Genomic DNA, 26,010 nt, shown 5'->3' with positions numbered 1-26,010 from the left:
AAAGAAGAACGAGTTGTTAGCCGCCGGAGAGTGCCTGCATCACATAAATTTCGCTGTCGGGTGAAATCGCATCGCTGAGATGCACCCGGTCAATAATCGTCTTGCCGTCGACGAAAATCACCATGTGTTGACGCAGGCGGTTCTGATCATCAAGTACGTAACCCTTTAACTGCTGCTGAGTTTCAAACACCGCATCCAGCGCTTCGCGGACCGATGCTCCGGAAACCGTGGCTTCAGGGCAGGAAAGATGACGTTCCAAATTGGCGGTAAAACAAACACGAACCATAATCTGCGTATGCTACACTGTACAAATTCGAGAGGCAAATGAATTTACGCTGTGGATTGACTAGATCAATCAATCTACATCTTTCCTGCAATAGCATCGTTCCCAGCCAACGATATTTGAAGAGCAGCCTTGGTATCAGAAATCGAATGGGGGCGATTCGGTATTCAGCTTCATTTTTGCTATGGCAAACGCGTGATGACATAGCCGAGACCTGACAGGAGTTGCTCAAAATAATGATCAAAAGCGATTGAGGCAGCCACGATTGAAAAAGTAATTAACACCTTCAACGGTGTAGCATTCCGCCAACGGTCCAGCAATATCTTACGAGCATGTCGCCCAGCAATGAGCATGATAACGCCACAGATGATCCCGATAAACGAAATTCCGACTGTCCCGGAGTGAATGGAGAATGACTGTTGATTTGCAAGCGCCAGCGTCAAAGGTTTGTAAACGTTGTCATAGCCCATCCAACACCCAAGGGTAAGGCAGACCACGCCAAGAACCCGAACCGCAGTGCTGTTATCTAATAGTTCGTCCTCTGCATCGACGTAAATACGTGGTGCCGATTTTAGCTGGTTGGATCTTGAATTGGGAGATGAGTCAGGATTTCCGGTCATGGGAACTGTTTTTTCGTTGATAATTGTCTCACTCTTTGCTGGCTAAGTTGCAATCATACCGAAAGATAGCACAAGCGACGCGATTAGGGTTTCATCTGTTGTAAGACATGGAATGATTATACAAGACTGAGGCGTTCTGTCAAAAACAGGCATTGCCTGCAATCAACATCTTTCCGGTATTTGCTTCGTGAAATCGCCCTCGGCTATCGACATTCGGAAAGTGGCTTCGGTAAAATTAAACCCTGTGTACATGATTCTCGCCTGAAAATTACTTTGATTCCTCTGACTCATAAGAGTGGTCCATGCTGAAACTCTTCCTGCCCGCTTCGCTTCGTAAAACTTGTTCGTCTCTCATGACGGTAACCGCCCTGCTGTTCCTGTCTAACACCATCGTCTGGAGTGCCGACAAAGCAGCAGCCAGCGATGCCAAGAAAGAGACCAGCAAAGCGGAAGAAATTCTGGCCGGCCATTCGTATCATGGTGAAGTCTTCAACGAAGGTCCGCGGCGGGCTGCCTACCTGATGGGCAATACGGGAGACGTTCACTTTGATGTGACCGTCAAAAATCCCGAAGCACAGAAATTCCTGGATCAGGGATTAGGTCAGTTGCATGGCTTCTGGTATCTGGAAGCCGAACGTTCTTTCCGACACGCGGCGAATTTAGACCCGGACTGCGCCATGGCGTTCTGGGGCGCTGCGATGTGTAATCTGAAAAACAGCAAACGAGCCAAAGGCTTCATCGAACAAGCCAACAAACGCATCGACAAAGCCAGCCCGCGCGAAAAGCAGTACATCAAAGCCCTTGAAGCGTATATCAACGCCGACAAGAAAAAGTCCAAAGAACGAAACGACGCTTACACCAAAGCAATGGAAAACCTGATTTTGGATTTCCCCGATGATCTGGAAGCGAAAGCGTTTCTGGCAGTCCATCTGTATAACACGCGTTCTTCCAGCACAAGCTATATTGCCGCCGAGGCACTGCTGCAGGATATCTTCGCGAAGAATCCGCTGCATCCCGCGCACCACTATCGCATCCATCTCTGGGATCACCGCAAACCGGAGATGGCCCTCACCTCGGCTGCGAAATGCGGGCAGTCCTCACCCGGCATCGCCCACATGTGGCATATGCCCGGCCATATTTATTCACGACTCAATCGCTATCAGGATGCGGTCTGGCAGCAGGAAGCCTCGGCCCGCGTGGATCACGCCCACATGATGCGCGACGTTGTCATGCCCGACCAGATTCATAATTATGCGCACAATAACGAATGGTTGATTCGCAATCTAATTTTCATCGGCCGCGTACACGATGCCGTCGCACTTGCCAAAAATATGATCGAACTTCCGCAGCATCCGAAATACAACACGTTTAAAAAAAGGGGCAGTGCAAAGTACGGCCGTATGCGTCTACTGCAGGTTTTGCGCACCTATGAACTGTGGGACGAACTGATTGCACTCAGCCAGACCCCTTATCTTGAGCCAACCGATGTTGAAGACGAACAGGTCAACCGCCTGCGTTATCTGGGACTGGCGTACTATGCAAAGGGAAATACAAAAGACGGCGACGCCCAACTGGCAAAATTACAGAAGCGGCTCGACAAATTACAGGCTGAGAAGAAACAGGCAGAACAGGCGGCTGCATTAAAACTCAGAGAATCCAGTCCGGTTGTAGCACAAAAGCCGGGGGCTTCAAAAACTGAGAAAGTGACGAAAGGAACTCAGGCAGCCATTGAAAAAGCTGGTAAATCGTTTGCAGCGAAAATCAAAAAACTGGAACGCCCGATCAACGCCTTAAAAGGGCATCAGGCGATCGCTGCCGGCGACTTCAAGTCAGGTCACAAACTATTGAAAAAAGCGGGCGGCGCGGACGAAGTCTATCTGATCTCCGTACTCTGGAAATCAGGTGAAGCGGAGAAAGCAGAAAAAGCCTTGCGGAAGCTGATTGGCTCACACAAAAACGAAGTCCAGCCGCAAGCGACGCTGGTGGAACTGCTCTGGCAGGCGGATAAAAAAGAACCTGCGAAAAAGGAGTTTGAGAAACTACAAGAACTCTCTGCGACCATCGACCTGGATGTGCCCCTGTTTGTTCGACTGGCACCGATCGCGAAAGAACTCAGTTTCGAAACAGACTGGCGAATCGAAGCGGTCGCCGCCAGCGATGTCGGAGACCGACCCGACCTGAAAACACTGGGCCCCTTCCGCTGGAAGCCATCGCCCGCACCCACCTGGCAGCTCAAAGACGCGACCGGCAAACAACGCAGCGCAAAAGAATTTCGTGGCAAGCCGCACGTGTTGATCTTTTATCTCGGCTTCAGTTGTCTGCACTGTGCCGAACAGTTGCAGGCGTTCGCCCCGATGGTGCATGAATTCGAAAAAGCAGGTATTCCGTTAATGGCGATTAGCACCGACAATCAGGAAGGTCTGAAAACGTCGATCAAAAACTACGACAAAGGTGACCTGCCAATCCCGCTGTTTTCCAATGACAAGCTGGATGTCTTCAAAACCTTCCACGTGTTTGACGATTTCGAAAAACAGCCTCTGCACGGCACCTTCATCATCGATGCCGACGGAAATGTTCTCTGGCAGGACATCAGCTACGAACCCTTCATGGACCCGAAATTCGTGTTGAAAGAAGCAAAACGGCTCTTACCGAAAAAGGCCAAGTGGACGGGAATGCAACTGGATATTTTTTGAACTACGGCTGGAACGTTCCATCTCAAGAGAAGGTTCGAGGGTGGTCCCGAATGCAATTCGGGATTGCCGCAGGCAACAGGAAAATGACGGGTTCGACATTCGCAGGAGTATGAACCGATCACATTCCTTGAACAAATCTAGAAACTTCGTCCTTACTTTTTCACACTATCTCTCTGTCAATTTCCTGCTCGCTGCGCTCGGCTCGAATTGCATTCGAGCCCACCCATGAAATATTTATATGGGTAACCCCTGATCAAATTTCCTACTACTTCTCTTCCAGAATGTGCGTCGGAATGCCGTCCAGGCTTTGTTGGTTTTTGTCGTGCCAGTACTGGTTCAGACCTTCGGGGCCCTGTTTGGTGGCCCAGGTGGTGAGTTGCTCGCGTTCTTCGACGTAATCATAATAAGGTACACCCATGCCGCAGGATGTCTGAACCAGGTCGACATTCATATCGAATACCTGCCGGGCACCGGGGATGGAAGGGAAGTGCGCGAATAGTTCATCCCACGTGGCATCGTAAGGATGAATCACCCGTGCCTGTCCGTAAAGCCGTAAGATCAGCGGCTTACCTGTGAAGGCACAGAACATCACCGTCATCCGGCCGTCTTCCTGGATATGGGCTGACGTCTCATTGCCGCTGCCGGTGACGTTGAGCCAGATCACACGATTCGGCCCCAAGACGCGAAATGCATCCATGCCTTTGGGAGAGACGTTTATCCGGCTCTCCGCCGTTGCGGTGCCGACGAAAAACAGCTTTTGATTGGCGATGAATTCAGTTAGTTTGTCTGACAGTTCTGATAACTGTGATCCCATTGGATGTCTGCTCTGTCTAAAAGGAGAGAAATGAGAAATGCATTGACGAATGATAACAGACAGACCGTTCTCGGGCAAAATTGGTTCAGGGCGATAGATCGGAGTCTACTGATATTGCCGCCGATAGACGGTGGGGCTCACGCCGGTCTGTGCCTTAAAAACCTTCGAAAAATGGCTGTGATCATAAAAGCCGGTCTGGTTGGCGATCTGCGAAATCGTATCGGTCGTGTTGGTCAACAGACGGCAGGCGGCTTGAATACGCACGTGATTGATATAACTGGCGGGGCTGGTATGGAACAGTTTTCGAAACCGCCGTTGAAATTGACTGGTTGAAAGCTCGACCAGCGATGCGAGTTCCTGCACCACGATCTCTCGCTGAAAATGATCGTTGATATGATCAAACACCCGTTGCATTTCCAGATACGGGGCAATCGCCAGCCCGGCCCGGCGGTAATCGCGCATCATGCCGACAATACCCGCGACCTTCCCCCGTTTATCGAATAACGGCTCCTTGATCACCTGAAACCAGGACGTCGCTCCTTCGCCGCCCGTTACCGGATGTACCAGATCGACCAGCGGCTCGCACGTTTCCCTCACGCGGCGGTCTTCCCGCTGATACGCTTCGGCCTGATCGCGGGGATGAATATCAAAATCGGTCTTGCCGATGAGTTCATGCTCATCATCAACTTTGAGCCAGTTCAACAGAGCCCGATTATGTTTGATGAAGCGTCCCTCGGCGTCTTTCACCACCAGATACACATCGGGCAAATGCGCAAACAGGCGGCAGGTTTGCTCTATTCCGGGGACATTTTCGAAAAATTGAGATTGAATCGAGGTCGGCATGGTATTTTTTCTAAAACGAGAATGCGCCAAATATACACAAAATCGCCTCGAATTTCCAAGACGCACACCACCGGGAGCATTACAATTAACGAAACAAGTCAATTACTTGTTTGATCAACCCGCGATTATCTTTCATAATGACATACACAAACTCGGCTCATTTCAAAATGGCTTACGAGGAGAATCTAATGACGAAACCAAGTGCGCTCAATCGTCGTGACTTCATGAAAACCGCAGCCGCGGCAAGTACGGTGTTCTCGGTTCCGACAATCATTCCCGGCACCGCGCTCGGACTGAATGGAACCGTCGCTCCCAGCGAACGGATCAATCTGGGGGGCATCGGCATTCGCAGACGTGGTGGCTATGTCTTGAGCCACATGCTCGAACAGCCCGATGTCCGTTTTGTCGCCATCGCCGACGTTCGTGCGGACCAGCGCAAAACCGTCAAGGAAATGGCCGACAAACAGAACGGCGACCAGAAATGCGATACCTATCGTGACTTCCGCGAACTGCTGGCCCGCGATGATATCGACGCGGTCCTGATCGCGACCGGCGACCGCTGGCATGCGACCGCTTCCATGATGGCCGCGGAAGCAGGTAAAGATGTCTACTCCGAAAAACCGTGTGCGATTTCCATTGAACTCGCCCGACGACTGCAGCAGACGATTCAGCGCACCGGACGCGTCTTCCAGGCAGGCACACAACGCCGCAATGTGTCTAACTTTGGCCACGCTGCGAAACTGGCCCAAACGGGACAGCTTGGGAAAATTCATACCGTACACGCTTCGATCTATCAACTGATCGACCGTCATGACTGGCTACCCACCGAACCAGAGCCTGATCAGGAAGTCGTCGATTGGAACATGTGGCTCGGCCCTGCACCGTGGCGGCCTTATAACCACGCTTATGTCGACGGCGCCTGGCGCGGACATTACGATTTCGATTCCGGTGCGAAACTGCTTGACTGGGGTGCACACACGCTGGATATCTGCCAGTGGGCGCTCGACGCTGACAACACGATGCCGGTGACGTACGAACCCAAAGATGTTCCCAACGACAATGTCATCGAATGCATGTATGAAAATGGCGTGAAACTCGTCATGCGTCGCAACGGCTGGATGGGTCTGGGAACCTGCCCCGTGCGGTTCGAAGGCGAAGCAGGCTGGGTCGAAACCGGCGATTCCGGTCAGACGGCTGTTTCTTCAGATGAGCTCAGAGCGTCGCTTCCCTCACCTAGTTCGATTCCGGGAACATCCCCTAAATTTCATGTGCGTGATTTCTTTAACTGTGTGAAAACCCGTTCGCAGCCGGCCGCCAATGAAGATGTCATGGCCCGCTCGCACATCGCCTGTCATGCTGCGGCGATTGCCTGGAAACTGGGTCGCAAAGTGCAGTTCGATCCAGTGACGGAAGAATTTGTGAACGATGACGAAGCCAACCGAATGCGGAGCCGTGCGATGCGGGAACCGTGGACCGTTTAAGCGGCTGCTTGATTCACAACTGATTTTTAAATTCTCATAAAACACGTTCTTTCCCTTGAGGAATTTGTGCTCATGTCTGCTTTGAAGACTTTTATTGTTCTACTCTTTACCGTTTGTCTGCTGGTCAACACGGCGTCTGTTCAAGCAGACGATCAACCTAACACAGCACCGGAAGCAGTCCGTCTGGTCAAGGTGCTGAATTCCGATGCGGACACTTATGACAAAGCAATGGCCTGCCGTCGTCTGGCAGCGATTGGCGATGCCAAGTCAGTCCCAGTGATCGCGAAATATCTGGGCGATGAAAAACTGGCGACGTATGCCCGCTCGGCTCTGGAAAACATTCCCAGTCCTGCGGCAGACAAAGCGTTGCGAGACGCGTTGAAAACCGTCAAAGGCAACTTGCTGGTGGGCGTGATCAACTCCATTGCCAAGCGAAAAGACAAACAGGCGGTCGGCGACCTGACTCCCCTGCTCGCCGATCAGAATACAAAAGTCGCGATCGCAGCCGCCCATGCTCTGGGTGCGATTGGAACAAAATCAGCCGCAACAGCATTACAGGCGGCCATCGGCAAAGGGGATGCGAAAGTCCAAAACGAAGTCGGTTTCGCCTGTCTGATGTGTGCCCGTTCGCTGGCTGAAAAAGACAAGAAAACGGCAATCGCGCTCGCAGAAGCCGTTCGCAAGGCAGACCTGCCAGAAAATATCAATCTGGCGGCGACACAACTGACGATTGTAGTACAAGGTAAAGCGGGCCTGGATCTCCTGGCAGAGGAACTGAAGTCAGAAGACCTGCCGCGTTTCCGCTTCGGTTTGCAGGCAGCCCGCGATCTGGGCAAGCAGGCAACCCCTACTTTAGTCAACGCTTACAAAAGTCTCTCTGACGAACGCAAAGCACTGTTGATCGCCGCATTGAGTCTCGCGCACGATCCTGCAGCACTGCCTCTGATCCGCGAAGCAGCAAGCAAAGGTTCTGAGCCGCTCAAACTGCAGGCGATTTATTCTCTGGGCGAACTCGACTCTGCTCTGGATGAAAGTGCCCAGCTTCAGGTTTTAAATGACCTGTTTGGTCTGGTGAAACAAAACAATTCTGAAATCGGAGCCGCCGCGGAAGCCGTGATAGCGACATTCAATTCCAGTCAGCCTTCCGCAAAAGTCAAATCATTGATTGAAGCAAACACACGCAAGCTGGTGGAAAACGAAGCACTTCAGCAGCAACTGGTGGGCCTGCAGTTGGCGGGTCAATGCCGCATCAGTTCGCTGACGCCGACTGTTCTGCAACTGGTCAACCACGCGAATCCTGAAGTCAAACAGACCGCCATCGCCGCACTAGGCGGTACGACGTCGTCCGCCGATCTGCCGCAACTGATTGCACTCGCTTTAAAGAATCCCAGTGATGCCACCACCGGCAATGCCCTCAAGGCGGCCTGCTCTCGTTTGCCTCTGGAAGCAGCGGCGAATACACTGGCAGCCGCCATGGAAGGGGCTTCGATAGCACAACAGCAGGAACTGCTAAAACAACTGGCGGCCATTGGTGGTGAGACAGCGCTGAAAACTGTCGTGAAAGCGGCCCATTCCAATGAAGACGCGCTGCAGAATACCGCTACCGACCTGCTCGGGAAATGGGTGACGATAGACGTCGCGCCGCCGTTATTAGATCTGGCGAAAAATCTGGAGAACCGCAAATACAAAATTCGCGCTCTGCGTGGTTACATCCGTGTCGCCCGTCAGCTCAATATGACGCCCGCAGAGCGGTTGGAAGTCTGCCGCAACACGCTGGCAAATGCGGAACGCAACGATGAAAAGAAACTCGTATTCGAAGTTCTGCGTCGTAATCCCACGCCGCAGGTGGTGAGTTATACAATTGAATTACTCGGTGACAAACAACTTAATGTGTCAGCCGCCGCTATCATTGTCTCCTGGGCTGAGCGAGGCACACCGATTGAAGATGATCTCCTGCTGAACGCACTGCAGCAGGTGGTTGCCACGACGGCAAATGCCAATCTCAAACAACGGGCCGCACAACAACGGGACCGAGTCAAGGCGCAAGCGAAACAGAACGAACAGGGGCTTGGTTTTGAATCTCTGTTTGACGGGAAATCGTTCGCGGGCTGGCACGGCAATGAAAAAATCTTCCGCATCGAAAACGGCGAGATCGTCGCTGGCAGCCTGACAGAAAATGTCGAACGCAACGAGTTTCTGCGTTCGAATAAAGAGTACGACGACTTCGAACTCAAACTCGAATTCAAACTGCTTGGCGACAAAACGAACGCAGGTGTGCAGATTCGGACCGCAGAAATTCCCGATCATCACGAAGTCAGCGGCTATCAGGCCGACCTCGGCACCGGTTACTGGGGCTGTCTGTATGATGAATCACGCCGTAAAAAGATTCTGGCTGGTCCCCCAGCGAAACAACGTGATTTCCCTGTCCGCATGGATGACTGGAATACGTACCGCATTCGCTGTGAAGGCCCGCGGATTCAACTCTGGATCAACGGCGTGCAGACGGTCGACTTCACCGAAGAAGATTCCACTATCCCGCTGAAGGGCATTATCGCACTGCAGATTCACGGAAACCTGGTGAATCAGGTGCAGTATCGCAATGTTCGACTGCGGGAACTGTGATCAGCGATCCGAATTACGGGAAAAACAATCGTTCAGCAACATTTTTGATATCCGCCCCTTGCGATCACGGTCTCTGCCGCGAAAATAGAGAATAAGCAGTTCAGCACTCTCTCATGACCTCGGCGAGGCACGGATGTCAGAAATCCCCCAAGAACTTGAAGAACTTTTTAAACAGCTCAACCAGGAACAGCAGGCGGCTGCCTGTCACGATTCTGGTCCGTTGCTGATTATCGCCGGTGCCGGTACGGGGAAAACGACCACGCTTTCGCATCGGGTCGCGTATCTGATCTCGCAAGGCATTGATCCCAGTCGGATTTTGCTGCTCACGTTCTCCCGACGCGCCGCGAATGAAATGATCCGTCGCGTCGATAATCTGTTGCGCGAATTGGGCGAAGGCCGCGAACGTTCGGCGGCAACGGCGCGCTCGCGCAGTATCTGGGGAGGCACCTTCCACTCAACGGCGGCTCGATTGCTCAGACGATACGGCCAGGCGATCGGCTTGCCTGATGATTTTACGATCATCGATCGCAGCGACGCCGAAGATCTAATCAGCGCCATTCGCAGCGAAATGGAGCTGGGGAATAACGGAAAGAAATTTCCGCGTAAAGGAACGCTGCTGGAAATCTACAGCCGCTGTGTAAATACCTGCTCGAAGCTGGACCCCATTCTCGAACGGCATTACCCCTGGTGCCTGGAGCATGTGGACGATCTCAAAAAACTGTTTCAGGCGTTCGTTGATCGGAAAGAAAAACAGAACATTCTCGATTATGACGACCTGCTGCTGTTCTGGCATGCCCTCGTCGCTGATCCCGCAGGCGGCAAACTGTTACGCGGCCAGTTCGAAGCGGTTCTGGTCGACGAGTATCAGGACACGAACATTCTGCAGTCGGGCATTCTGAAAAACCTCAGTCCCGAGGGAGAGGTCCTGACGGTCGTCGGTGACGATGCGCAGTCGATCTATTCCTTTCGGGCGGCGACCGTGCGAAACATTCTGGACTTTCCGCAGGACTATCCGGGCACGACCATCGTCACGCTCGAAGAAAATTATCGCAGTACACAACCGATTCTGCAGGCGACGAACCAGATTATCGACGAAGCCCATGAACGGTATGAGAAAAACTTGTGGTCGTCCAAAATTATAGGCGAAGCCCCCTTCATCGTGGATTGCAGCGACAACAACGAGCAGGCCGACTTCGTCGTGCAGCAGGTACTCGAACACCGGGAAGCCGGCATTCCCCTGCAGAAGCAGGCGGTGCTGTTTCGGGCTTCAAGTCACAGTCTGGCGCTGGAAGTCGAACTGGCTCGCCGTAACATTGCCTATCACAAATATGGTGGGTTAAAATTTATTGAGACCGCGCACGTTAAAGATATGATGGCGTATTTGAGACTCGCAGAAAATCCCCGTGATGCGGTTTCCGGTCTGCGTGTATTAACATTGCTACCGGGCATCGGTCAAAAGAAAGCGCAGCAGTTACTCAACCTGCTGGCGGAATCCCAGTTTCGGTTTGACACGTGGTCTGAATTCAAACCGCCGGCAGCGACGGTCGAGCATTGGCCGCTATTCGTGCGGCTGATGAAAAACCTCGCTTCACCACAATCAGAAAAAAAAGGCATCTCAGCAGAAGTGCATCAGGTGCGCACGTTTTACTCGCCACTCTTGGATCAGCAGTATGACAACGCAGCAGCTCGCCAGCGCGATCTGGAACAACTGGAACAGGTCGCCAACCGGTTCAGTAGTCGCATGAGTTTTCTGGAAGAGATCACCCTCGATCCGCCCAGTTCGACTCAGGATGTCGCGAGCGGCAGCGACAAGACCGACGATGACTTTCTGGTTTTAAGCACGATTCATTCATCGAAAGGACTGGAGTGGGACGCCGTCTATGTGCTGCAGGCTGCCGACGGAAGCATTCCTTCTGAGATGTCACTGGAGAGTGAAGACGAAATCGACGAAGAACGCCGACTGTTTTATGTCGCGCTGACACGGGCGAAGAACTGGCTCTATGTCTGTTTTCCCCATCGTCAGTATTTTCAGAACCGTCGCTGGAATCAGGCCCATAGTTATGCACAGTTAACGCGGTTTGTCTCTTCAAAAACGCTCTCGCTGTTTCAGCGGCGACCGGCGTTCAACGCCGAGGATCTGGATACACCACAGGAAGCGCAGATTGAAACGACGGCGGAAGACATCCGTAAAAATATCCGCAACATGTGGACCGCTTGACCGCAAATCGTTTCAGGTTGATTCTTCTTCGCGGGACACTTCTTCATTCGTCGGTTCCACGTCTGCTGGTTCGACGGCTGTTGTCTCTGCGTCAACGGGGTTTAAATCAGTCGCTTCTGGCTCTGTCGCTGTTTCTTCCGTTTCTACTTCCGAAGCTTTGGCTTTGTCCCAGGGCGTTTTTTTGCGTGGCGGGGGTGGACCGGGGAATTGATAGTAGGTGCATTCAATGCCGCCGTTATACAATTTGCGACGTCGGGCTTTTTGTCCGAAGATGCGTTCAAAGCCGGGATGCGAAGTCAGCACATAAATCGACCACATTTCCAGCGGCTCGAAGACGCGTTTCATTTCGCGGTAGATGACTTCGGCGTCTTCTTTTTCTCCCAGACGTTCGCCATACGGCGGGTTAGTAATGATGCAGCCATACTTGCGGGGCGTGCTGAAATCGGAGAGAGGCTGTTCCTGAAAATGAATGAAGTCCTCCATGCCCGCCTGTTCTGCGTGATAGCGGGCCATGCGAATCATCGCGGGATCAATGTCGTAACCCTGCAGACGAAAGGCGAGATCATTGCGTTCCAGATCGCGGGCTTCGTCGCGGGCCTCTTTCCACATCTCCTCAGGGAACTGCTGCCAGCCTTCGCAGGCAAATTCGCGATTGATGCCCGGCGCGGTGTTCGTACCGATCAAAGCCGCTTCGATGGGGATCGTCCCCGAACCGCAGCAGGGATCAACAAAGGCCCGCTCCCGGTTCCAGTAGCTAAGTTGAATCAGTCCTGCTGCCAGTGTTTCTTTCAATTGGGCACCGGCGACCAGCTTGCGATAGCCACGTTTATGGAGACTGGGGCCGGTGGTGTCGACACAGATCGACGCCCGGTCTTTCAGAATTGACACGTTGACGGAGTATAGGGGGCCGTCTTCGGGGAACCAGTCTTTGATGTATTGATCCTTCAAGCGTAAGGCGATTGCTTTCTTGACCGTCTTCTGAGAGTTTTTGGCGCTGTTGATTTTTGAACGGACGGCGGACGCGCGGACAGGGAATCTCGCAGAGGGGGGGAGCCAGCGTTCCCATTCCAGATCGCGGGTCTCCTCGAACAGGTCATCGAAATCGAGTGCCGAGAATTCGCCCAGACAGATCATCACCCGGTCGGCGCTGCGGAGCCAGAGATTACAGCGGCAGATTGCTTCCAGATCGCCTTGAAAGGTAACGCGCCCGTTTTCGACCGTCTGATCTTCGTATCCCAGTTGTTTTAATTCGCGTGAAACCACGGCTTCCAGACCAAAGGCGGAGGTGGCAACAAGTGTGAGTGGCTCAGACATACGAACGGGGTATCGCTTTCGATTTCAGTAAAACAGGTAAATCCGGTAGAAAAAGGGCCGGTCGGTGATCATACTAGAGCGTATCCCATTTAACCAGAGCGTGTTTCAATCTAAGAGACTCGGTCCAAATGGCCTTGGAAACGCTACAGTAAAACTGGACACAGTCTAATATAAAACGACCCCAACTGAATTCTACCCGACAATGAATCATAGAGAAGGTTTTTACCATGCGGAATGCTCTTCCCCCTCATAATCGGCTCCCACGCCGTGATTTTCTGAAACAGGCCTCGCTGAATGTATTAGCGGGTACAGCAGTTGCCAGCGGTTTATCGAGTTTACAGGCCGGTGAGACCAAGAAAGCGAAACCCGCCAGCGGCTACCAACTGGGCGCGTTCACCAAGAGCTTTCAGGATATGCCGATCCCCGAAGTCTGCCGGGCGTTCAAATCGATCGGTCTGGACGGCCTCGATCTGACGGTTCGCCCCAAAGGACACATTCTCCCTGAAAATGCGGAGAAGGAACTGCCCGAGGCGTGTGCGGCGGCGAAAGAGGCGGGCGTGAAAATCCTGTACCTGACCACAATGATCGACGAGCCCGATAAAAACGCTGAACGTATTCTGGCGACGGCGCAAGAACAGGGCATCGATCGCGTCAAGATTGGTTACTATCGCTACAAACAATTCGGCACCCTGGCACAACAGCTGAAAGAAACGTCGAAAAAAATCGGCAAGGTCGCGAAGTTGGCGGGAAAATATAATGTGCTGCCTTGCGTGCATGTGCACTCAAATGCGTTTCTTCCTTCACACGGAACACAGTTGTATCAGTTGATTCAGGATTATTCGCCGCAGGAAGTCGGCGCGTATGTCGACATGCTGCACATGGTCAAAGAAGGAAGCGGCGACGGTTGGCGTCAGGGACTCGATTTATTAGCACCCTGGATTGCTCTGTGTGCCGTCAAGAACTTTTCCTGGGAACGAGGCGAAGGCCGAGACAAACAGGGACATCAGAAATGGGAAGTGAAAACGGTGCCGGTGGCAGATGGCATTTCCCCGATCCCGAAATATGTGGCTGCCCTGCGCGAGCTGGGTTACGAAGGTACGTTTTCCCTGCACAGCGAGTATAAAGGCCGACACAGTTGGAAGGAACTTTCAACGCAGGAATGTCTGGCACAGACTGCCGTCGATGCCAAATATTTCCGTTCGTTGTGGCAGTAAGATTGATTGAGATTCCCAAATCAACTGAGCGGCACGGCGCTAGCTGCCGGTTGTGATTGCAGGTCTGTTTTAAAACGGTGGCTGGCGCCATTCCGCTCAGAATGGGGCGCTGTTGATGTTTCCGAAATTCATTATCGTACTGGTTTGTTTGCTCGGTTGTCTGTTCTCGTTTGACGCACACGCGGCTGAAAAACCGAACGTGATCTTGATTATGTGCGATGATCTTGGCTGGGGAGATACCGGCTTTAACGGGAATAAGATCATTCGCACGCCGCACCTGGATGCGATGGCGCGGGCCGGGATGAATCTCAAACGCTTTTACGCCGGGGCTCCGGTCTGCAGTCCAACGCGAGGAAGCTGTCTGACAGGCCGGAATCCGTTTCGCTATGGAATTGTGCATGCGAATACGGGGCACATGAAGCCGCAGGAACAGACGCTGGCGGAATCATTGAAAACCGTGGGTTATCGCACGGGGCACTTCGGGAAATGGCATTTGGGAACGCTCACGAAAACAACCCGCGATTCGAACAGAGGCGGCCCTAAGAATTCAGATCACTTTTCACCCCCCTGGCAGAACGGGTTTGAAGTCTGTTTCTCGACGGAAGCGAAGGTCCCCACCTGGGACCCGATGCGGAAGCCAAAGGGGAAAGCATCAGGTAAAGGTTGGGCGGCGTTGACGGAAGAGAGCCCAAGTCAGCCGTACGGCACGCATTACTGGAATGCAGTGGGCGAGATCGTGAACGACAATCTGCGTGGCGATGATTCGCGGGTTATCATGGACCGAGCGGTGCCTTTCATCAAACAGAGTGTGCAGGAGAAGCAACCGTTTTTTTGTGTGATCTGGTTTCATACACCGCATCTCCCGGTGGTCGCCGGTCCCGATTATCGGAAGCTGTATGCGAAATACGATCTCAATCACGCGAATTATTTTGGCTGTATCACCGCCATGGATGAGCAGGTGGGACGGCTGCGGGCGCAGTTAAAATCGCTGGCTGTCGCTAAAAATACGATGCTCTGGTTCTGTTCGGACAATGGGCCGGAAGGAAAAGCCAGTGCGCCCGGTTCAGCGGGGCCGTTTCGAGGACGCAAACGGGATTTGACCGAAGGGGGCATTCGTGTGCCGGCACTCCTGGAGTGGCCGGGCAACATTCAACCCGGTACCGAAACCCGTTTTCCAATGGTCACCAGCGATTATCTACCGACGATTCTGGCTGCCGCCGGGTTAATGATTCCTGAAGATCGACCGTTGGATGGAATCAATCTGCTCCCCGTGTTAGAACAGAACCTGCAGGAACGTAGACAGCCGATCGGTTTTCAATTTCAAAACAACGCTGCCTGGATGACGCAGCAGTATAAGCTGCTACGTACCCGTAAGCGGGGGAATGATCAGTATCAGTTGTTTGATTTACTCGCTGATCCGGGGGAAACGACCGATGTTTCCGAAACCCATCCTGAACTGGTGAAACAGTATCAAACCGAGTTGGAACGCTGGATCAAATCGTGTGCGAACAGTAACCAGGGACGCGATTATTAAACAAGATTCTTCAACCGTTAGGCTCCCCTGCTCCATTAATATTACCTCTAAAGAAAGAACGACATGCCGTCTCTGAAAGCGCTCTTCAGTTTTACGCTCGTTTTGTTTCTGCTGATGACTTCCCGCGTCAATGCGGCGGAAGACGCGCGGCCGAATATCATTCTGATCATGGTCGATGACATGGGCTTTTCTGATATCGGCTGTTACGGCGGAGAAATCGAAACGCCTCATCTTGATGCACTGGCTGCAGGCGGCGTGCGGTTTTCGCAGTTTTATAATACGGCCCGCTGTTGTCCGACCCGAGCCACTTTGATGACGGGCCTGCATCCACATCAGACGGGGATCGGCTGGATGACCGATCCGCCGAACAATCCACGTAGCAATTCCAGGCCGCCCGCTTATCAGGGTTATTTGAATCGTGAGTGTGTAACGGTGGCGGAAGTGCTGCAGGCCGCCGGCTATGCAACGTATATGACGGGGAAATGGCATCTGGGATTTAATGCACAGGATTGCTGGCCGCTGCAGCGAGGCTTTCAAAAATATTTCGGCTGCATCTCGGGGGCGACACGGTTCTTTTATCCGGAGGAACCACGGGGCATGACGCTGGGGAATGAACATATCAAGACGCCTGCGAGCACGACGGACCGTCGCTTTTATACGACCGATGCCTTTACCGATTACGCGATTCGTGACCTCAAAGAACATCAGCAGGATGCATCGCAACAGGATAAACCGTTTTTTCTGTACCTCGCGTATACTGCACCCCATTGGCCGCTGCAGGCGCACGAAGAGGAGATCAAAAAATATCGCGGCAAGTATCGAATCGGCTGGGATCGACTCCGTAAGCAGCGTCTGGCAAAGCAAAAGGAACTCGGTCTGTTGCCGGCGCATACAAAATTATCGCCGCGCTACACAGCGGCTCCCGCGTGGGACTCACTGGATAAGAAGAAACAGAATGAGATGGATCTGAAGATGTCTGTCTATGCGGCGATGGTGGACCGTATGGATCAGAACATCGGCAAACTGGTCGAATGGCTCAAAACAAATCAGCAGTTGGACAACACGCTGATCCTGTTTCTGTCGGATAATGGCGCGTGTGCTGAAGGGCCTGCGCTGGGGCGCGGGCGATTTTTCAATATTGAGAATCGTAATCAAGAGCATAGTAACAGTTACGGCAAAGCGTGGGCGAATGCTTCAAACACGCCGTTCCGCCTGTTTAAACATTATGCACACGAAGGGGGAACTTCGACGCCGTTCCTGATGCACTGGCCGGCACAGATCAAGCCGCGCAAGGAATGGTACACAGAACCAGCACAGCTGATCGACATTATGCCGACGCTTGTTGATGTGGCGGGAGCGAAATATCCCGCAACGTTTGCCGGCAATAAAATCCATGCTCTGGATGGCGTTTCTTTGAGGCCGGCGATGCAGGGAAAAAGTCTGAACCGTGCCGCGCCGCTGTTTATCGAACATGAAAACAACGCGTTCGTGCGAGCTGGCGACTGGAAACTGGTGGGCCGCGGGGTGTCTCCCGCAAAAGGTTTACAGCCTGAGAAGTGGGAACTCTATAACGTGGGACAGGATCGCACGGAGTTGAACAATCTCGCTGAGAAACAGCCGAAGATGGTTTCGGATCTCTCAGCACAGTGGCAGGCGTGGGCGAAACGGGTGGGTGTGTTTCCCAAGTAGCCGTTTTTTATGTTATCGAGGTTGTCTTGGTGAGACAGGTGGTAGCCGTTCTTAAGTTTGCACGACCGGGCAAGCCGGATCGTGGCACCCGGCGCTCGAAGATTCGAATCAAAAACTAACGCTCCGTGTGACACCGCCCGGCTTGTCTGATGGTGCTGGTTCAATACTAGAGGAACCTTACCGTCCTGTGTTGCGGTAGGGTGCGGACCCGTGTGTCCGCCCGCAGGGGCAGAGTGGTGTGCGTGCCAACGTGCGAGTGTTTTAACTGGTTCCATTCACACGGCAAAACAGAGTTGAGTCTCACAAGGCGGGCGGGTCCCCTACGAATCGGTCTCATTGCGGGATGACAAATTCATCTGTCTTCTCTGCCACCTCTTGCTGCCTGCGCTGGGCACGAAATATATTCGTGCCCACTCGTTTTGATTGCGAAACAGAGTGATCGAATGCTGCCTGCGCGCACTGTCGGGCCAGCCGACAGTGGCACTCGAGAGTTGCTTTCAGTGGCATACGAGAGCTGTTTTCAGTGACGCACGAGAGCCGTTTTGGATTGGTTTCCCAAAGTTGGTCAATCTTAAAGGGGTGTCCCGAATGGCATTTGGTCCCCCCCGATCTTATTGAAAGCGGAAAGTTGGTAAAGCCGTTTACTTACTTTCTGCTTCACCCGGTTTTGCATCACCGGATGATTGTTCTATCAGATCCTTCTGTTTTTTCTTCAGGGTTTCCATATTCTTTTTCAAAATGCGACGGATGCCGCCAACGGTATCACCTTCTGGTAAGGTGTCGAATGTAACCACCATCTCATGTTCATCGACGAGTACCCGCAGGTCGTAGGTTTTGAAAATGCCATTCCAGCGATAATGGTGTTTCCGCAAGATCGCCCCCGTTTCATCAACGTCTTCGGAAGGACTCCCCTGCTTGAAGTTTTGAAACTCAGTAAACGGGAATTCTGCTGAATCACCCGCCTTTGCCATCGCCGCTTCCATGCTTTTTACTGTGTTTGCCTGTGATGATTTTGCACGCCATTCCAGCAATACGATCACGAGCAAAATCGCAATAAAGACCCAGGAGATCACACGACGCTGGGCACTGACCTGTTTTTTTGGTTTTGGAGCTGGTTCTGGAGTCGCGGCTGCTTCGGGGGTCGAATTCATGGTCGCTTCCTTTTCATTGAGAAGAGTCTGGTGTCTGAAACAGGATGGATATCAGAAGCTATCTTTCACAAAGCGGCACGCCGGACTGCTCCACCGGGCTGTGCTTCTCTCCTGAAGAGAGGTTGAATCAGTCTAACTAATCTATAGCTTCATCTCAAACGGGATCTGCTGGATAAATCCAGCCTTCCCCCAATTCTCATGAATTATTTACTAAATCCCGTGCGGTTCTTCATCGGCAAACGGATGCAGTGCCTGGATGCCTTTCGGTTTTGGCAGGGCATTGACCAGAGCTTCCGCCATCCGGAAATCAGCGGCCGTCGTGATCTTCTGATTCAGGGGCGAGCCTTCGACAATCTTCACCGGGTGCCCCAGATTTTCGATCAGTTGGGCTTCATCCGTGGCTTGGAAATCACCGCGCTGTGCATATGCGTCTAACAACAACTGGCGTTTAAAGACCTGTGGTGTCTGTGCTGCCCAGAGATCGGTGCGGTCGACCGTCTCCAGAATTCGCTGCTCTTTGTCGGCCCGTTTGAGCGTACTGGAAACCCGGACGGCGGGGATGACGGCGTCATGTTTTTCTGCAGCAGCAAAGATTTCACCAACCCATTTATCGGTAATCAATGGTCGGGCCGCATCGTGAATGGCAACATAGTCGATGTCCGCTTTCACACGCGCCAAAGCATTCTGAACAGAATCGGCCCGCTCCAGACCGCCGGCCACGATTTCAATCTCCATGAATGCCAGGTTCGGTCGGAACTTTTGCTTGAACCATTCGATATCTTCTTCCGCAACCGAAATGAGCAACTGTTTCACTTCTTCGCGGTTCGAAAAAATTTCAGCCGATCGCACCCAGACCGCGCGCCCTTTGAGGTCCATGAACGGCTTCTTCTGAGGTCCCGCCCCCAAAATTTCAGCGCCCTTCGATCGAAACCGCGTACTCTTGCCGGCTGCTGCCAGAATCACTGCAAAGCTCGCCACTGTGTTTTCCTCTCCATTGAAGATGCTTCAAGACTGTCTGTTTCTGAAGTTTAACAACCCGTAAATCGTCATCCAATAGTAGACCCACTCTGTTTCTGCCGAGATGCGCATGAAAGCCTGACGCGTGAAATCAGCGTGTTGCTTTCTGTTGATAAAAATCAACATGCACCACGTTTGGTGTTTTTTCGCCACATCTACCGCGAGTATTTCCGTCGTTTCGCGAATGTTTAGATCTGTATAAGTCTTTTCGGTGAAACGTCTTATGTGTGATGTGTCTGGAAACCTTAACAAGTTGGCACTCCATTTGTTTAAAAACAGAAGCACTTCGTTAAACGGAGACGCCGGACAGGTCCTTCTCTGTCCCCCTGACCACAGACTTTGCAATCCAGAGAATCCACTTTTTGTATTTTGAAATAGAGAAAGCCATTATGGAACTTCCTACACTGATTCTGGTAACACATGACACGGTGCTTCAGCAGCAGATCCTTGCTCATTTCAAAAAAACATTTCACCTGATCCTGTGCAGCAACCTGGAAGATTGTCACCGGCATTGCCGCGAGCAGACCATCGATTCCGTGCTGGTGGATCTGCGGTTTCTGATTTCCGGCGGTCATCAGGAAGATCATTTGCTGGAGCTGATTCAGACCACCGTTCCCGATGCAGAGTTGATCATGCTGACGGAAACAGAGTGTCCGGAAATTCTGGAACGCCGTGCCGCCTGTAGCAAGATCCTGCACATCAAAGGTTTTGACAGTGAAGCAGAACTGCTCTTGGAAATTGATTCCTGTCTGAATCCCGATGAAGAAGTTGTCGTCACAAAATCACTCGCCATGAATGCCGCTCAAGGCAGTAGTTCCGGAGGATCACCTATGGGAAGTCAAGTCGGTTCACACCTGCCTGTAGAACCTAAGGCCGCACGTGCCGTTCCCGAGGACGCAGGCTCTCATGGAATTACCCGCCGCTTCGAAACAAACTCACATGAGATGAAAATCATGTTGAATGAGCTGGAAATTGCCGCGCAACATGATGTGACGGTGCTGTTGATCGGTGAAACGGGAGCCGGTAAAACGTATCTCTCGCGATTGATTCACGATGTCTCGCCGCGTCGTAATGAACCGTTTTTGAATGTCGCCTGTGGTGCCTTGCCGAACGACTTGATTGAAAGTGAACTATTCGGCCATGTCCGGGGTGCGTTCACGAGTGCTCATGCCGATAAAGATGGCAAGTTTCTTGCAGCTGGTTGCGGCACGGTTCTACTCGACGAAATCGATGTCTTAGGCCCGGAGCAGCAGGTCAAACTGTTACGTGTGATTGAAACGGGAGAATTTGAACCGATCGGCTCGAATAAGACGCACGTCAATCAGGCTCGTCTGGTCGTCGCCAGTAACATGGATCTGCAACCGCTGGTCGAGCAAGGCAAGTTCCGGCCTGACCTTTATTATCGATTGAATATGCTGAAGTTCGATGTGCTGCCGTTAAGGCGACGAAAGGCCGATATCATTACGCTGGCCAATGACTTCGTACGGAAGATGTCATTGAAGCACAAGATCATGATCGATCGGATTGACGAAGAATTCATGGAAGCTTTGCATTCCTATCCCTGGCCGGGCAACGTGCGTGAGCTGGAAAACGTGATCCGCAGAGCCGTCATTTACTGTCGCGAAGGTGTCTTGCGTAAAGAGAATCTGCCGTCTCATCTTTTGATGGGACATATTGGCCCGACCAATGATCCGTCGGTGGTTCTAGGCCATTCTCAAACTGATTCAGAACGATTAGGAGATCAGGTCGCAGTCACGGAAAAAGATTTGATCGAACAGGCTCTGTTCAAGAACAACTACAGCCGCACAAATACGGCTAAAACATTGGGCATCAGCCGCGTGACGCTGTACAACAAAATGAAGAAGTACGGCATGAATACGAAAAAATGATGGCACCCGGAGAGTGCCATCATTTTTCAACGTTGATTCGAATGGGATCTGTCTACTTCTTGGGACCGACCAGTTCAATCAGGTTCCCGTCAGGATCACGCAGCAGCGTCAGATAAATGCCTTTCGGGAATCCTTCCGGCAATGCGACCGGGCCTTTGGCGATTGGTTTCACACCATACGCCTTGGCTCGCTCCAATGCGGCTGTGGTATCTTTGACGTAGATTGTCAGATAACTCACACCCAATGAAGAGTGGATAAAGGAATTATCCACTTTCTTTCCGGGTGCATCTTTAAACTGCATCAATTTCACATTTGTGGCGGTGCTGTCGTTTTCCAGTACCAGCGGATAGACCTTGAATGCCAGATTATCAGACAGCCCCGAGTCTGCCCCCATTGCCGGAGTCACCTCAAACGGCTCGCGTTCTTTTAAGCCGAGGGCGTTTTTATAAAAATTGAGTGACTTATCAATGTCGCTGACCACGATTCCAAAATCGACGGTCGACTTCGCAAATTCTGCATCGGGAACAGTTTTGCTGTTGGCGGCCCATGCAGCTAACCCACTCACGGCCAATACAATCATCGTCGTACAGATTAGCTCGCGATTGACAAAACTGGGATTCTTCATCGAGTGACTCCTGAAGTAAAAATAAAAAGGCACACATCATTCACGGGATGGCCTAATACATATCAGGCTACTTTGATCAGATTCAGACCTCAAGCCGATCTGACCCATTTATCCAAAACTATTTAAAATCGCAACTTAGTTTACAAATTGATCTTGTGATTTTGAGTGGAATTGATCGCGAGTCGTTCCATTGGTGGATGACCTCTGGCGGATTCGTTCCCGCTGGTCAGGTACTGGTCCTTTAACGCGCAGGGCGTGGGAAAATCGACTGCTGCTCAGCCGCATCAGAAACCTGCAACACTGCCGGAGTGACCAGCAGAAAACAGCGTTTCGGTTTTTTGGGGTATTTCAGTTGCGTCTGACGGACCCATTGCTGGAGCAGGAATGTCGATTCTTTATCTGTGATATGCTCAGTAATGTCGATTAATACGGATTTACCCTTGGGAATGATCGCTGCGTTGAACTGGGAGAGCGCATCCAGAGCATCTTTGGCATTGATGGCGAAGGAGAGTCGTACGTTTTGATCTTGCAGCAACTCCGGTCGGACCTGAACACGATAGCGATATTGTGGCTTTTCGTGAGGTGGATGCTCACCAAACAAGTTCAGTTCTGCAGACTGCCCATTGAACAGCGTGAGCTTTGTCTGTTGCAAACGATTCACACGCTTCTCCTGTTCCGACATCTGTTTCAATAATGCGACCTGTTTTGAATTCAGCACGATACTGTGATCAGGAATTTGTGCTTGCAACTGCATCAATAATTTTCGGTCCTCGTGGGATTGAGACAGATCCCACTCTTTGAGCCAGGCCTGCATATCATCCACGACAATCACCTGCATATTCAGTTGCAGCATTTTATCCTGAACGGCTCTGAGTTTCATTAATAACTCTGATAGTTGCTCATGCCCTTCCCGTGTTTGCCGTACGATCAGCGACAGCATATTGGGATAAGGCATGATCGTGCTGCCGGACTGCTTGGAATCGGCCCATGCTTCCGGTGTGATATTTTGTTTGATCAATTCGATCAATGGTTCAAACCGTGGTTGTGGCACTGGGCCAGACATCTTTGCCGGGATGGAAAGCTTACGCGGAACGGGGACCACTAGATCCGCAACAGGATAAGTGATCGTGACCAGCTTCTCCTTAGCTTTTGCGTCATCAAGTTGAATCGTTCCGGTCACACCGGCGTCGCTGTTGACTCCCCCGCCGAACAGCACTTGACTTGTTTCAACAGGTTTTACCTGATCCAATTGGAACATGACGAGCAGCACTTTCGGTTCTTCTGTGTCCTGTTTCAGCTCCAAGCCACCTACGAGCAGAACCTGCCCCGGTTTCATCAGGCTGGCATCTTTGAAGTGCCGTTCAACGACTAACGGAACTCCGAGCTCTTGTTCCTGGCCGGTTTGCTGATCAGTTACTTTCTGTTTCGTCAGGCCTGCATTTTCCGAAAACGTGATCCGATAGTTCAACATTCCCTGTTTGTTGATCCCCTTGTGCTCGGAATAGGTGACGTCAGTGGCCAGTCCGACAGAATAGTTTACACCGGAATGATGCTCTCCGGCACCCATAGTTTTTGTCTCAGAAACAGAGCGGTTTTTCGTTTCAAACTGAACGGACTGGCCCTCCATAAACCTGATGCGCGGAGCCGACAAACTCTGGGTATACGCCATTATCGTAATCGATTCCTGAACTTCACGAAAGCGTTTTTCATCGAGGACTTCGCAGATCAGCGAGGGGCGGCTAATCGTTTCTGGTCCCACTGAAACAAGTTCCCCTTGTTTCGCTCCTTCAGCAACCGTCGAAATCTGCTTCACTTGAAAGACTTTTATACTCTTACGCTTTGAGCTGATCCCTTTCAGCAAGCCGCGTGGAATCGCAATGAATTTCATTTTCAACTCTAGCGGCGTGAATTCTTCCTGAGTCAGCTCAGCCAACGCCTGTTCAACTTGCCGGTGATATTGATCATCCTTCGCCCACACAATCAGCTGATCGTTCCGGATACAATTTCCGCCGTAGACTATCATGCCGTATTGTTTTCGCTCATCTTTGAGTGGTACCTGAACTGCTTCGAAACAGAAAGGTGCGCCAGTGTTATAGTTTGGTTTCTGGTTTGCAGTCCAGATTTCTCTGATTTCCCGAAGTCGTACATTGATTTTTTTTTCTAATACCTGTTCCGCCCGCACTGATCCCACAGCTTTACGGGCCTGTTCCAGCAACTTCTTAATCGGATAAGCGCGAATACGAGTCGTACGAGAAACCCAGTCGTGCATATCAATCTCAGGCGAGAGATAAGAAAGATCGGTTGAATACATATCACGGAAACGCTTGTTTAAATTTACGACATGTTTCAATTCATCATAAAAAGGCAGCGACTGGATTGGCCCCGTTTCCGTCTGCTGACTGAGCACAGTACTCTCGGTTTTATCTATCGCTAGTACACTTTCAGGCGGATCCGCAGCGGTCACCACAAACGCAGCGCCCGGCAGTACGACTGCGGCGAGCATCACAAAAATCATCCAGTACCACCAGGGAGTTCGCTTTTGACATCCATGTCCCAATTTCATGATTCGCTCCAGACGTTTAGAGGTAATTTCCACCGGACGCACGCCCGGTACTACGGGAACCGTGTTGAGTGTTTGCTTCAGCTCCAATACTTCCAGCAAACATTTCGCATACAATCGCGGATCACAATTTAACCCGGCCAGCACTTCTTCATCACAACACTGCTCGATTTCCAACTTCAATCGACGGCCCGTGAACCAGACCAGCGGATGGAACCACCAGACCACCGACGCCAGCAGTTGCAGCAGGCCAATCCATAAATCGCCGCGGCGAATATGAATCAACTCGTGTGCCAGAATTGGTTCCAGCTCCTGTAAGGAACGCGCGTCTGTGATTGCAGTCGGCAGAATGATTGTTGGGCGAAACAGGCCGATGACCGCCGGCCCCAAGCGGCTGTTGGTAATCATGAGTCTGACGCGGCGTTTCAAATGTAACTCAGGACAGAGTCGCTCTAATAACTGATCCAGTTCTGGCAAATGCTGCTCGCCCGCTCGTCGTAAAATCAGCCAGCAGCGTCCATAACGTATGCCCATCACAGTCATGATCAGCAGAGCCACGAACGCCCATACGGGCAATGCGACTTCCAGGAAAGTGTATCTAAGCGAACGCGGTTCGGTCTTTTTCAAGACCGTCTCTGGCAGAACCGAGGCCGTTTCCGAGGATCGATTTTGATCCTCAAATACAGCGCCGTCATGAACGGTGATTTTCGTCTGTGGAGAATTTGTCTCGACATCAGGCAACTGATTCAGATCATCGCCAATCAGTAGTCGGATCGATTCGGTCAGCGTGAGAGAGTGCTGTTCCTGTTGCGACGGGTTTTCCTCTGCCGTCGAAGTCAATGACTCCTGTACCCAGCAAAACAGTCCGCTGGAACTGCTCCAAAGTGGGGGCGTCATAAATTTCAACAGAACAAGGAACCACAACAGAAACGTCAAATGCGCGCGGCGGAACCGGATCGACTTACAAATCAAATAGACGACCAGCACCAGCAACGTACATTGCCAGAACTGCTGCCAGACGAGTTGCACGAACGTCGTATCATTCATCTGCATCACGTTCCTCCGTCAATTGGTCCAGCAAGGTCTTTAACGCGTCCAGATCCTGCCGACTGACATTCCGGTCTTCAATCAGATGTTGCATTAATGGAAACGTCTCGCCGGCGAACAGCCGATCGACGAGATCATCCACGGTTTCCCGAATCACGGTTCGCGGTTTCACGCGCGGCGAATAGATGCGCGTGCGGCCGTCAAGTTTGACATTCACATACCCCTTTTTCTCCAGCCTGCGCAAGTAGGTCTGGACGGTTGTGAAATCAATGGCACGTGATTTGGGGAATGATGCAAACACTTCACGTACCGTCGCGTGTTTCAAATCCCATAACGCACGGGCAATTTCCATTTCCCCTTTGGAGAGGGCAGGTCGTTCGGTCATTTTTCTACCTT

Annotated in this window: 18 protein-coding genes; 8 read left to right on the top strand and 10 right to left on the bottom strand. The window is 51.8% G+C overall.

The window, feature by feature from the left end:
* Positions 1 to 16: 16 nt before the first annotated feature.
* Complete coding sequence (locus AAC022_RS15440; protein WP_339732334.1) at positions 17 to 286, bottom strand: MoaD/ThiS family protein; 270 nt, start codon at positions 284 to 286, stop codon at positions 17 to 19.
* A 179-nt stretch (positions 287 to 465) separates the two neighbouring features.
* A complete protein-coding gene (locus AAC022_RS15435; protein ID WP_339732333.1) occupies positions 466 to 903 on the bottom strand; it encodes a hypothetical protein in 438 nt (145 codons plus the stop codon).
* A 302-nt stretch (positions 904 to 1,205) separates the two neighbouring features.
* On the opposite strand from AAC022_RS15435, the gene AAC022_RS15430 reads away from it, so the two are divergent.
* Positions 1,206 to 3,596 (top strand): redoxin domain-containing protein, encoded by a 2,391-nt coding sequence (locus AAC022_RS15430; RefSeq protein WP_339732331.1) that lies wholly within the window; start codon positions 1,206 to 1,208, stop codon positions 3,594 to 3,596.
* A gap of 265 nt (positions 3,597 to 3,861) precedes the next feature.
* Here the strand turns inward: AAC022_RS15430 and AAC022_RS15425 are convergent, their stop codons facing one another.
* Together AAC022_RS15425 and AAC022_RS15420 are read right to left on the bottom strand one after the other, a co-directional pair.
* Positions 3,862 to 4,410: a pyridoxamine 5'-phosphate oxidase family protein gene (locus tag AAC022_RS15425; RefSeq protein ID WP_339732330.1), complete on the bottom strand. Its 549-nt coding sequence runs from the start codon at positions 4,408 to 4,410 to the stop codon at positions 3,862 to 3,864.
* Between the two features lie 105 nt (positions 4,411 to 4,515).
* Positions 4,516 to 5,253: an AraC family transcriptional regulator gene (locus AAC022_RS15420; RefSeq protein WP_339732328.1), complete on the bottom strand. Its 738-nt coding sequence runs from the start codon at positions 5,251 to 5,253 to the stop codon at positions 4,516 to 4,518.
* Between the two features lie 188 nt (positions 5,254 to 5,441).
* On the opposite strand from AAC022_RS15420, the gene AAC022_RS15415 reads away from it, so the two are divergent.
* The 3 genes from AAC022_RS15415 to AAC022_RS15405 all read left to right on the top strand — a co-directional run bounded on the left by AAC022_RS15415 (position 5,442) and on the right by AAC022_RS15405 (position 11,574).
* Positions 5,442 to 6,734 carry a Gfo/Idh/MocA family oxidoreductase gene (locus AAC022_RS15415; protein ID WP_339732326.1) on the top strand — a complete coding sequence of 431 codons (1,293 nt, stop codon included), beginning with the start codon at positions 5,442 to 5,444 and terminating at the stop codon, positions 6,732 to 6,734.
* A 72-nt stretch (positions 6,735 to 6,806) separates the two neighbouring features.
* Positions 6,807 to 9,356, top strand: a complete 2,550-nt coding sequence (locus AAC022_RS15410; RefSeq protein WP_339732324.1) for a DUF1080 domain-containing protein — start codon at positions 6,807 to 6,809, stop codon at positions 9,354 to 9,356.
* Positions 9,357 to 9,489: 133 nt separating this feature from the next.
* The gene (locus AAC022_RS15405; protein ID WP_339732322.1) at positions 9,490 to 11,574 is read left to right on the top strand and encodes an ATP-dependent helicase; all 2,085 of its coding nucleotides are present in this window, start codon (positions 9,490 to 9,492) and stop codon (positions 11,572 to 11,574) included.
* Positions 11,575 to 11,586: 12 nt separating this feature from the next.
* Here the strand turns inward: AAC022_RS15405 and AAC022_RS15400 are convergent, their stop codons facing one another.
* Positions 11,587 to 12,888 carry a class I SAM-dependent RNA methyltransferase gene (locus AAC022_RS15400; RefSeq protein WP_339732320.1) on the bottom strand — a complete coding sequence of 434 codons (1,302 nt, stop codon included), beginning with the start codon at positions 12,886 to 12,888 and terminating at the stop codon, positions 11,587 to 11,589.
* Between the two features lie 227 nt (positions 12,889 to 13,115).
* Here AAC022_RS15400 and AAC022_RS15395 point away from each other — a divergent pair, with 227 nt between their 5' ends.
* From AAC022_RS15395 to AAC022_RS15385, 3 genes are all read left to right on the top strand, one after another.
* Positions 13,116 to 14,102, top strand: coding sequence for a TIM barrel protein (locus AAC022_RS15395; RefSeq protein WP_339732318.1), 987 nt, complete (start codon positions 13,116 to 13,118; stop codon positions 14,100 to 14,102).
* Positions 14,103 to 14,217: 115 nt separating this feature from the next.
* Positions 14,218 to 15,636, top strand: a complete 1,419-nt coding sequence (locus AAC022_RS15390) for a sulfatase-like hydrolase/transferase (RefSeq protein ID WP_339732315.1) — start codon at positions 14,218 to 14,220, stop codon at positions 15,634 to 15,636.
* Between the two features lie 63 nt (positions 15,637 to 15,699).
* Positions 15,700 to 17,325 carry an arylsulfatase gene (locus AAC022_RS15385; protein WP_339732313.1) on the top strand — a complete coding sequence of 542 codons (1,626 nt, stop codon included), beginning with the start codon at positions 15,700 to 15,702 and terminating at the stop codon, positions 17,323 to 17,325.
* A gap of 641 nt (positions 17,326 to 17,966) precedes the next feature.
* On the opposite strand, the gene AAC022_RS15380 is transcribed toward AAC022_RS15385, so the two are convergent.
* Together AAC022_RS15380 and ispD are read right to left on the bottom strand one after the other, a co-directional pair.
* A complete protein-coding gene (locus tag AAC022_RS15380; RefSeq protein WP_339732311.1) occupies positions 17,967 to 18,476 on the bottom strand; it encodes a hypothetical protein in 510 nt (169 codons plus the stop codon).
* A 210-nt stretch (positions 18,477 to 18,686) separates the two neighbouring features.
* Positions 18,687 to 19,454 carry a 2-C-methyl-D-erythritol 4-phosphate cytidylyltransferase gene (ispD, locus tag AAC022_RS15375; protein WP_339732309.1) on the bottom strand — a complete coding sequence of 256 codons (768 nt, stop codon included), beginning with the start codon at positions 19,452 to 19,454 and terminating at the stop codon, positions 18,687 to 18,689.
* Positions 19,455 to 19,882: 428 nt separating this feature from the next.
* Between ispD and AAC022_RS15370 the strand changes: the two genes are divergently transcribed.
* The gene (locus AAC022_RS15370) at positions 19,883 to 21,382 is read left to right on the top strand and encodes a sigma-54 dependent transcriptional regulator (RefSeq protein WP_339732307.1); all 1,500 of its coding nucleotides are present in this window, start codon (positions 19,883 to 19,885) and stop codon (positions 21,380 to 21,382) included.
* Between the two features lie 52 nt (positions 21,383 to 21,434).
* On the opposite strand, the gene AAC022_RS15365 is transcribed toward AAC022_RS15370, so the two are convergent.
* The 3 genes from AAC022_RS15365 to AAC022_RS15355 all read right to left on the bottom strand — a co-directional run bounded on the left by AAC022_RS15365 (position 21,435) and on the right by AAC022_RS15355 (position 25,999).
* A complete protein-coding gene (locus tag AAC022_RS15365) occupies positions 21,435 to 22,007 on the bottom strand; it encodes a VOC family protein (protein ID WP_339732304.1) in 573 nt (190 codons plus the stop codon).
* A 241-nt stretch (positions 22,008 to 22,248) separates the two neighbouring features.
* Complete coding sequence (locus AAC022_RS15360) at positions 22,249 to 25,614, bottom strand: M56 family metallopeptidase (RefSeq protein WP_339732301.1); 3,366 nt, start codon at positions 25,612 to 25,614, stop codon at positions 22,249 to 22,251.
* Positions 25,607 to 25,999 (bottom strand): BlaI/MecI/CopY family transcriptional regulator, encoded by a 393-nt coding sequence (locus AAC022_RS15355; protein WP_339732298.1) that lies wholly within the window; start codon positions 25,997 to 25,999, stop codon positions 25,607 to 25,609. Before AAC022_RS15355 ends, AAC022_RS15360 begins: the two co-directional genes overlap by 8 nt.
* Between the last annotated feature and the right edge of the window lie 11 nt (positions 26,000 to 26,010).

It is taken from the genome of uncultured Gimesia sp. (genome assembly GCF_963976445.1).
GTDB lineage: Bacteria > Planctomycetota > Planctomycetia > Planctomycetales > Planctomycetaceae > Gimesia.
Note: the sequence above shows the minus strand (reverse complement) of the source record. Positions and strands in the feature narration are given on the sequence as shown.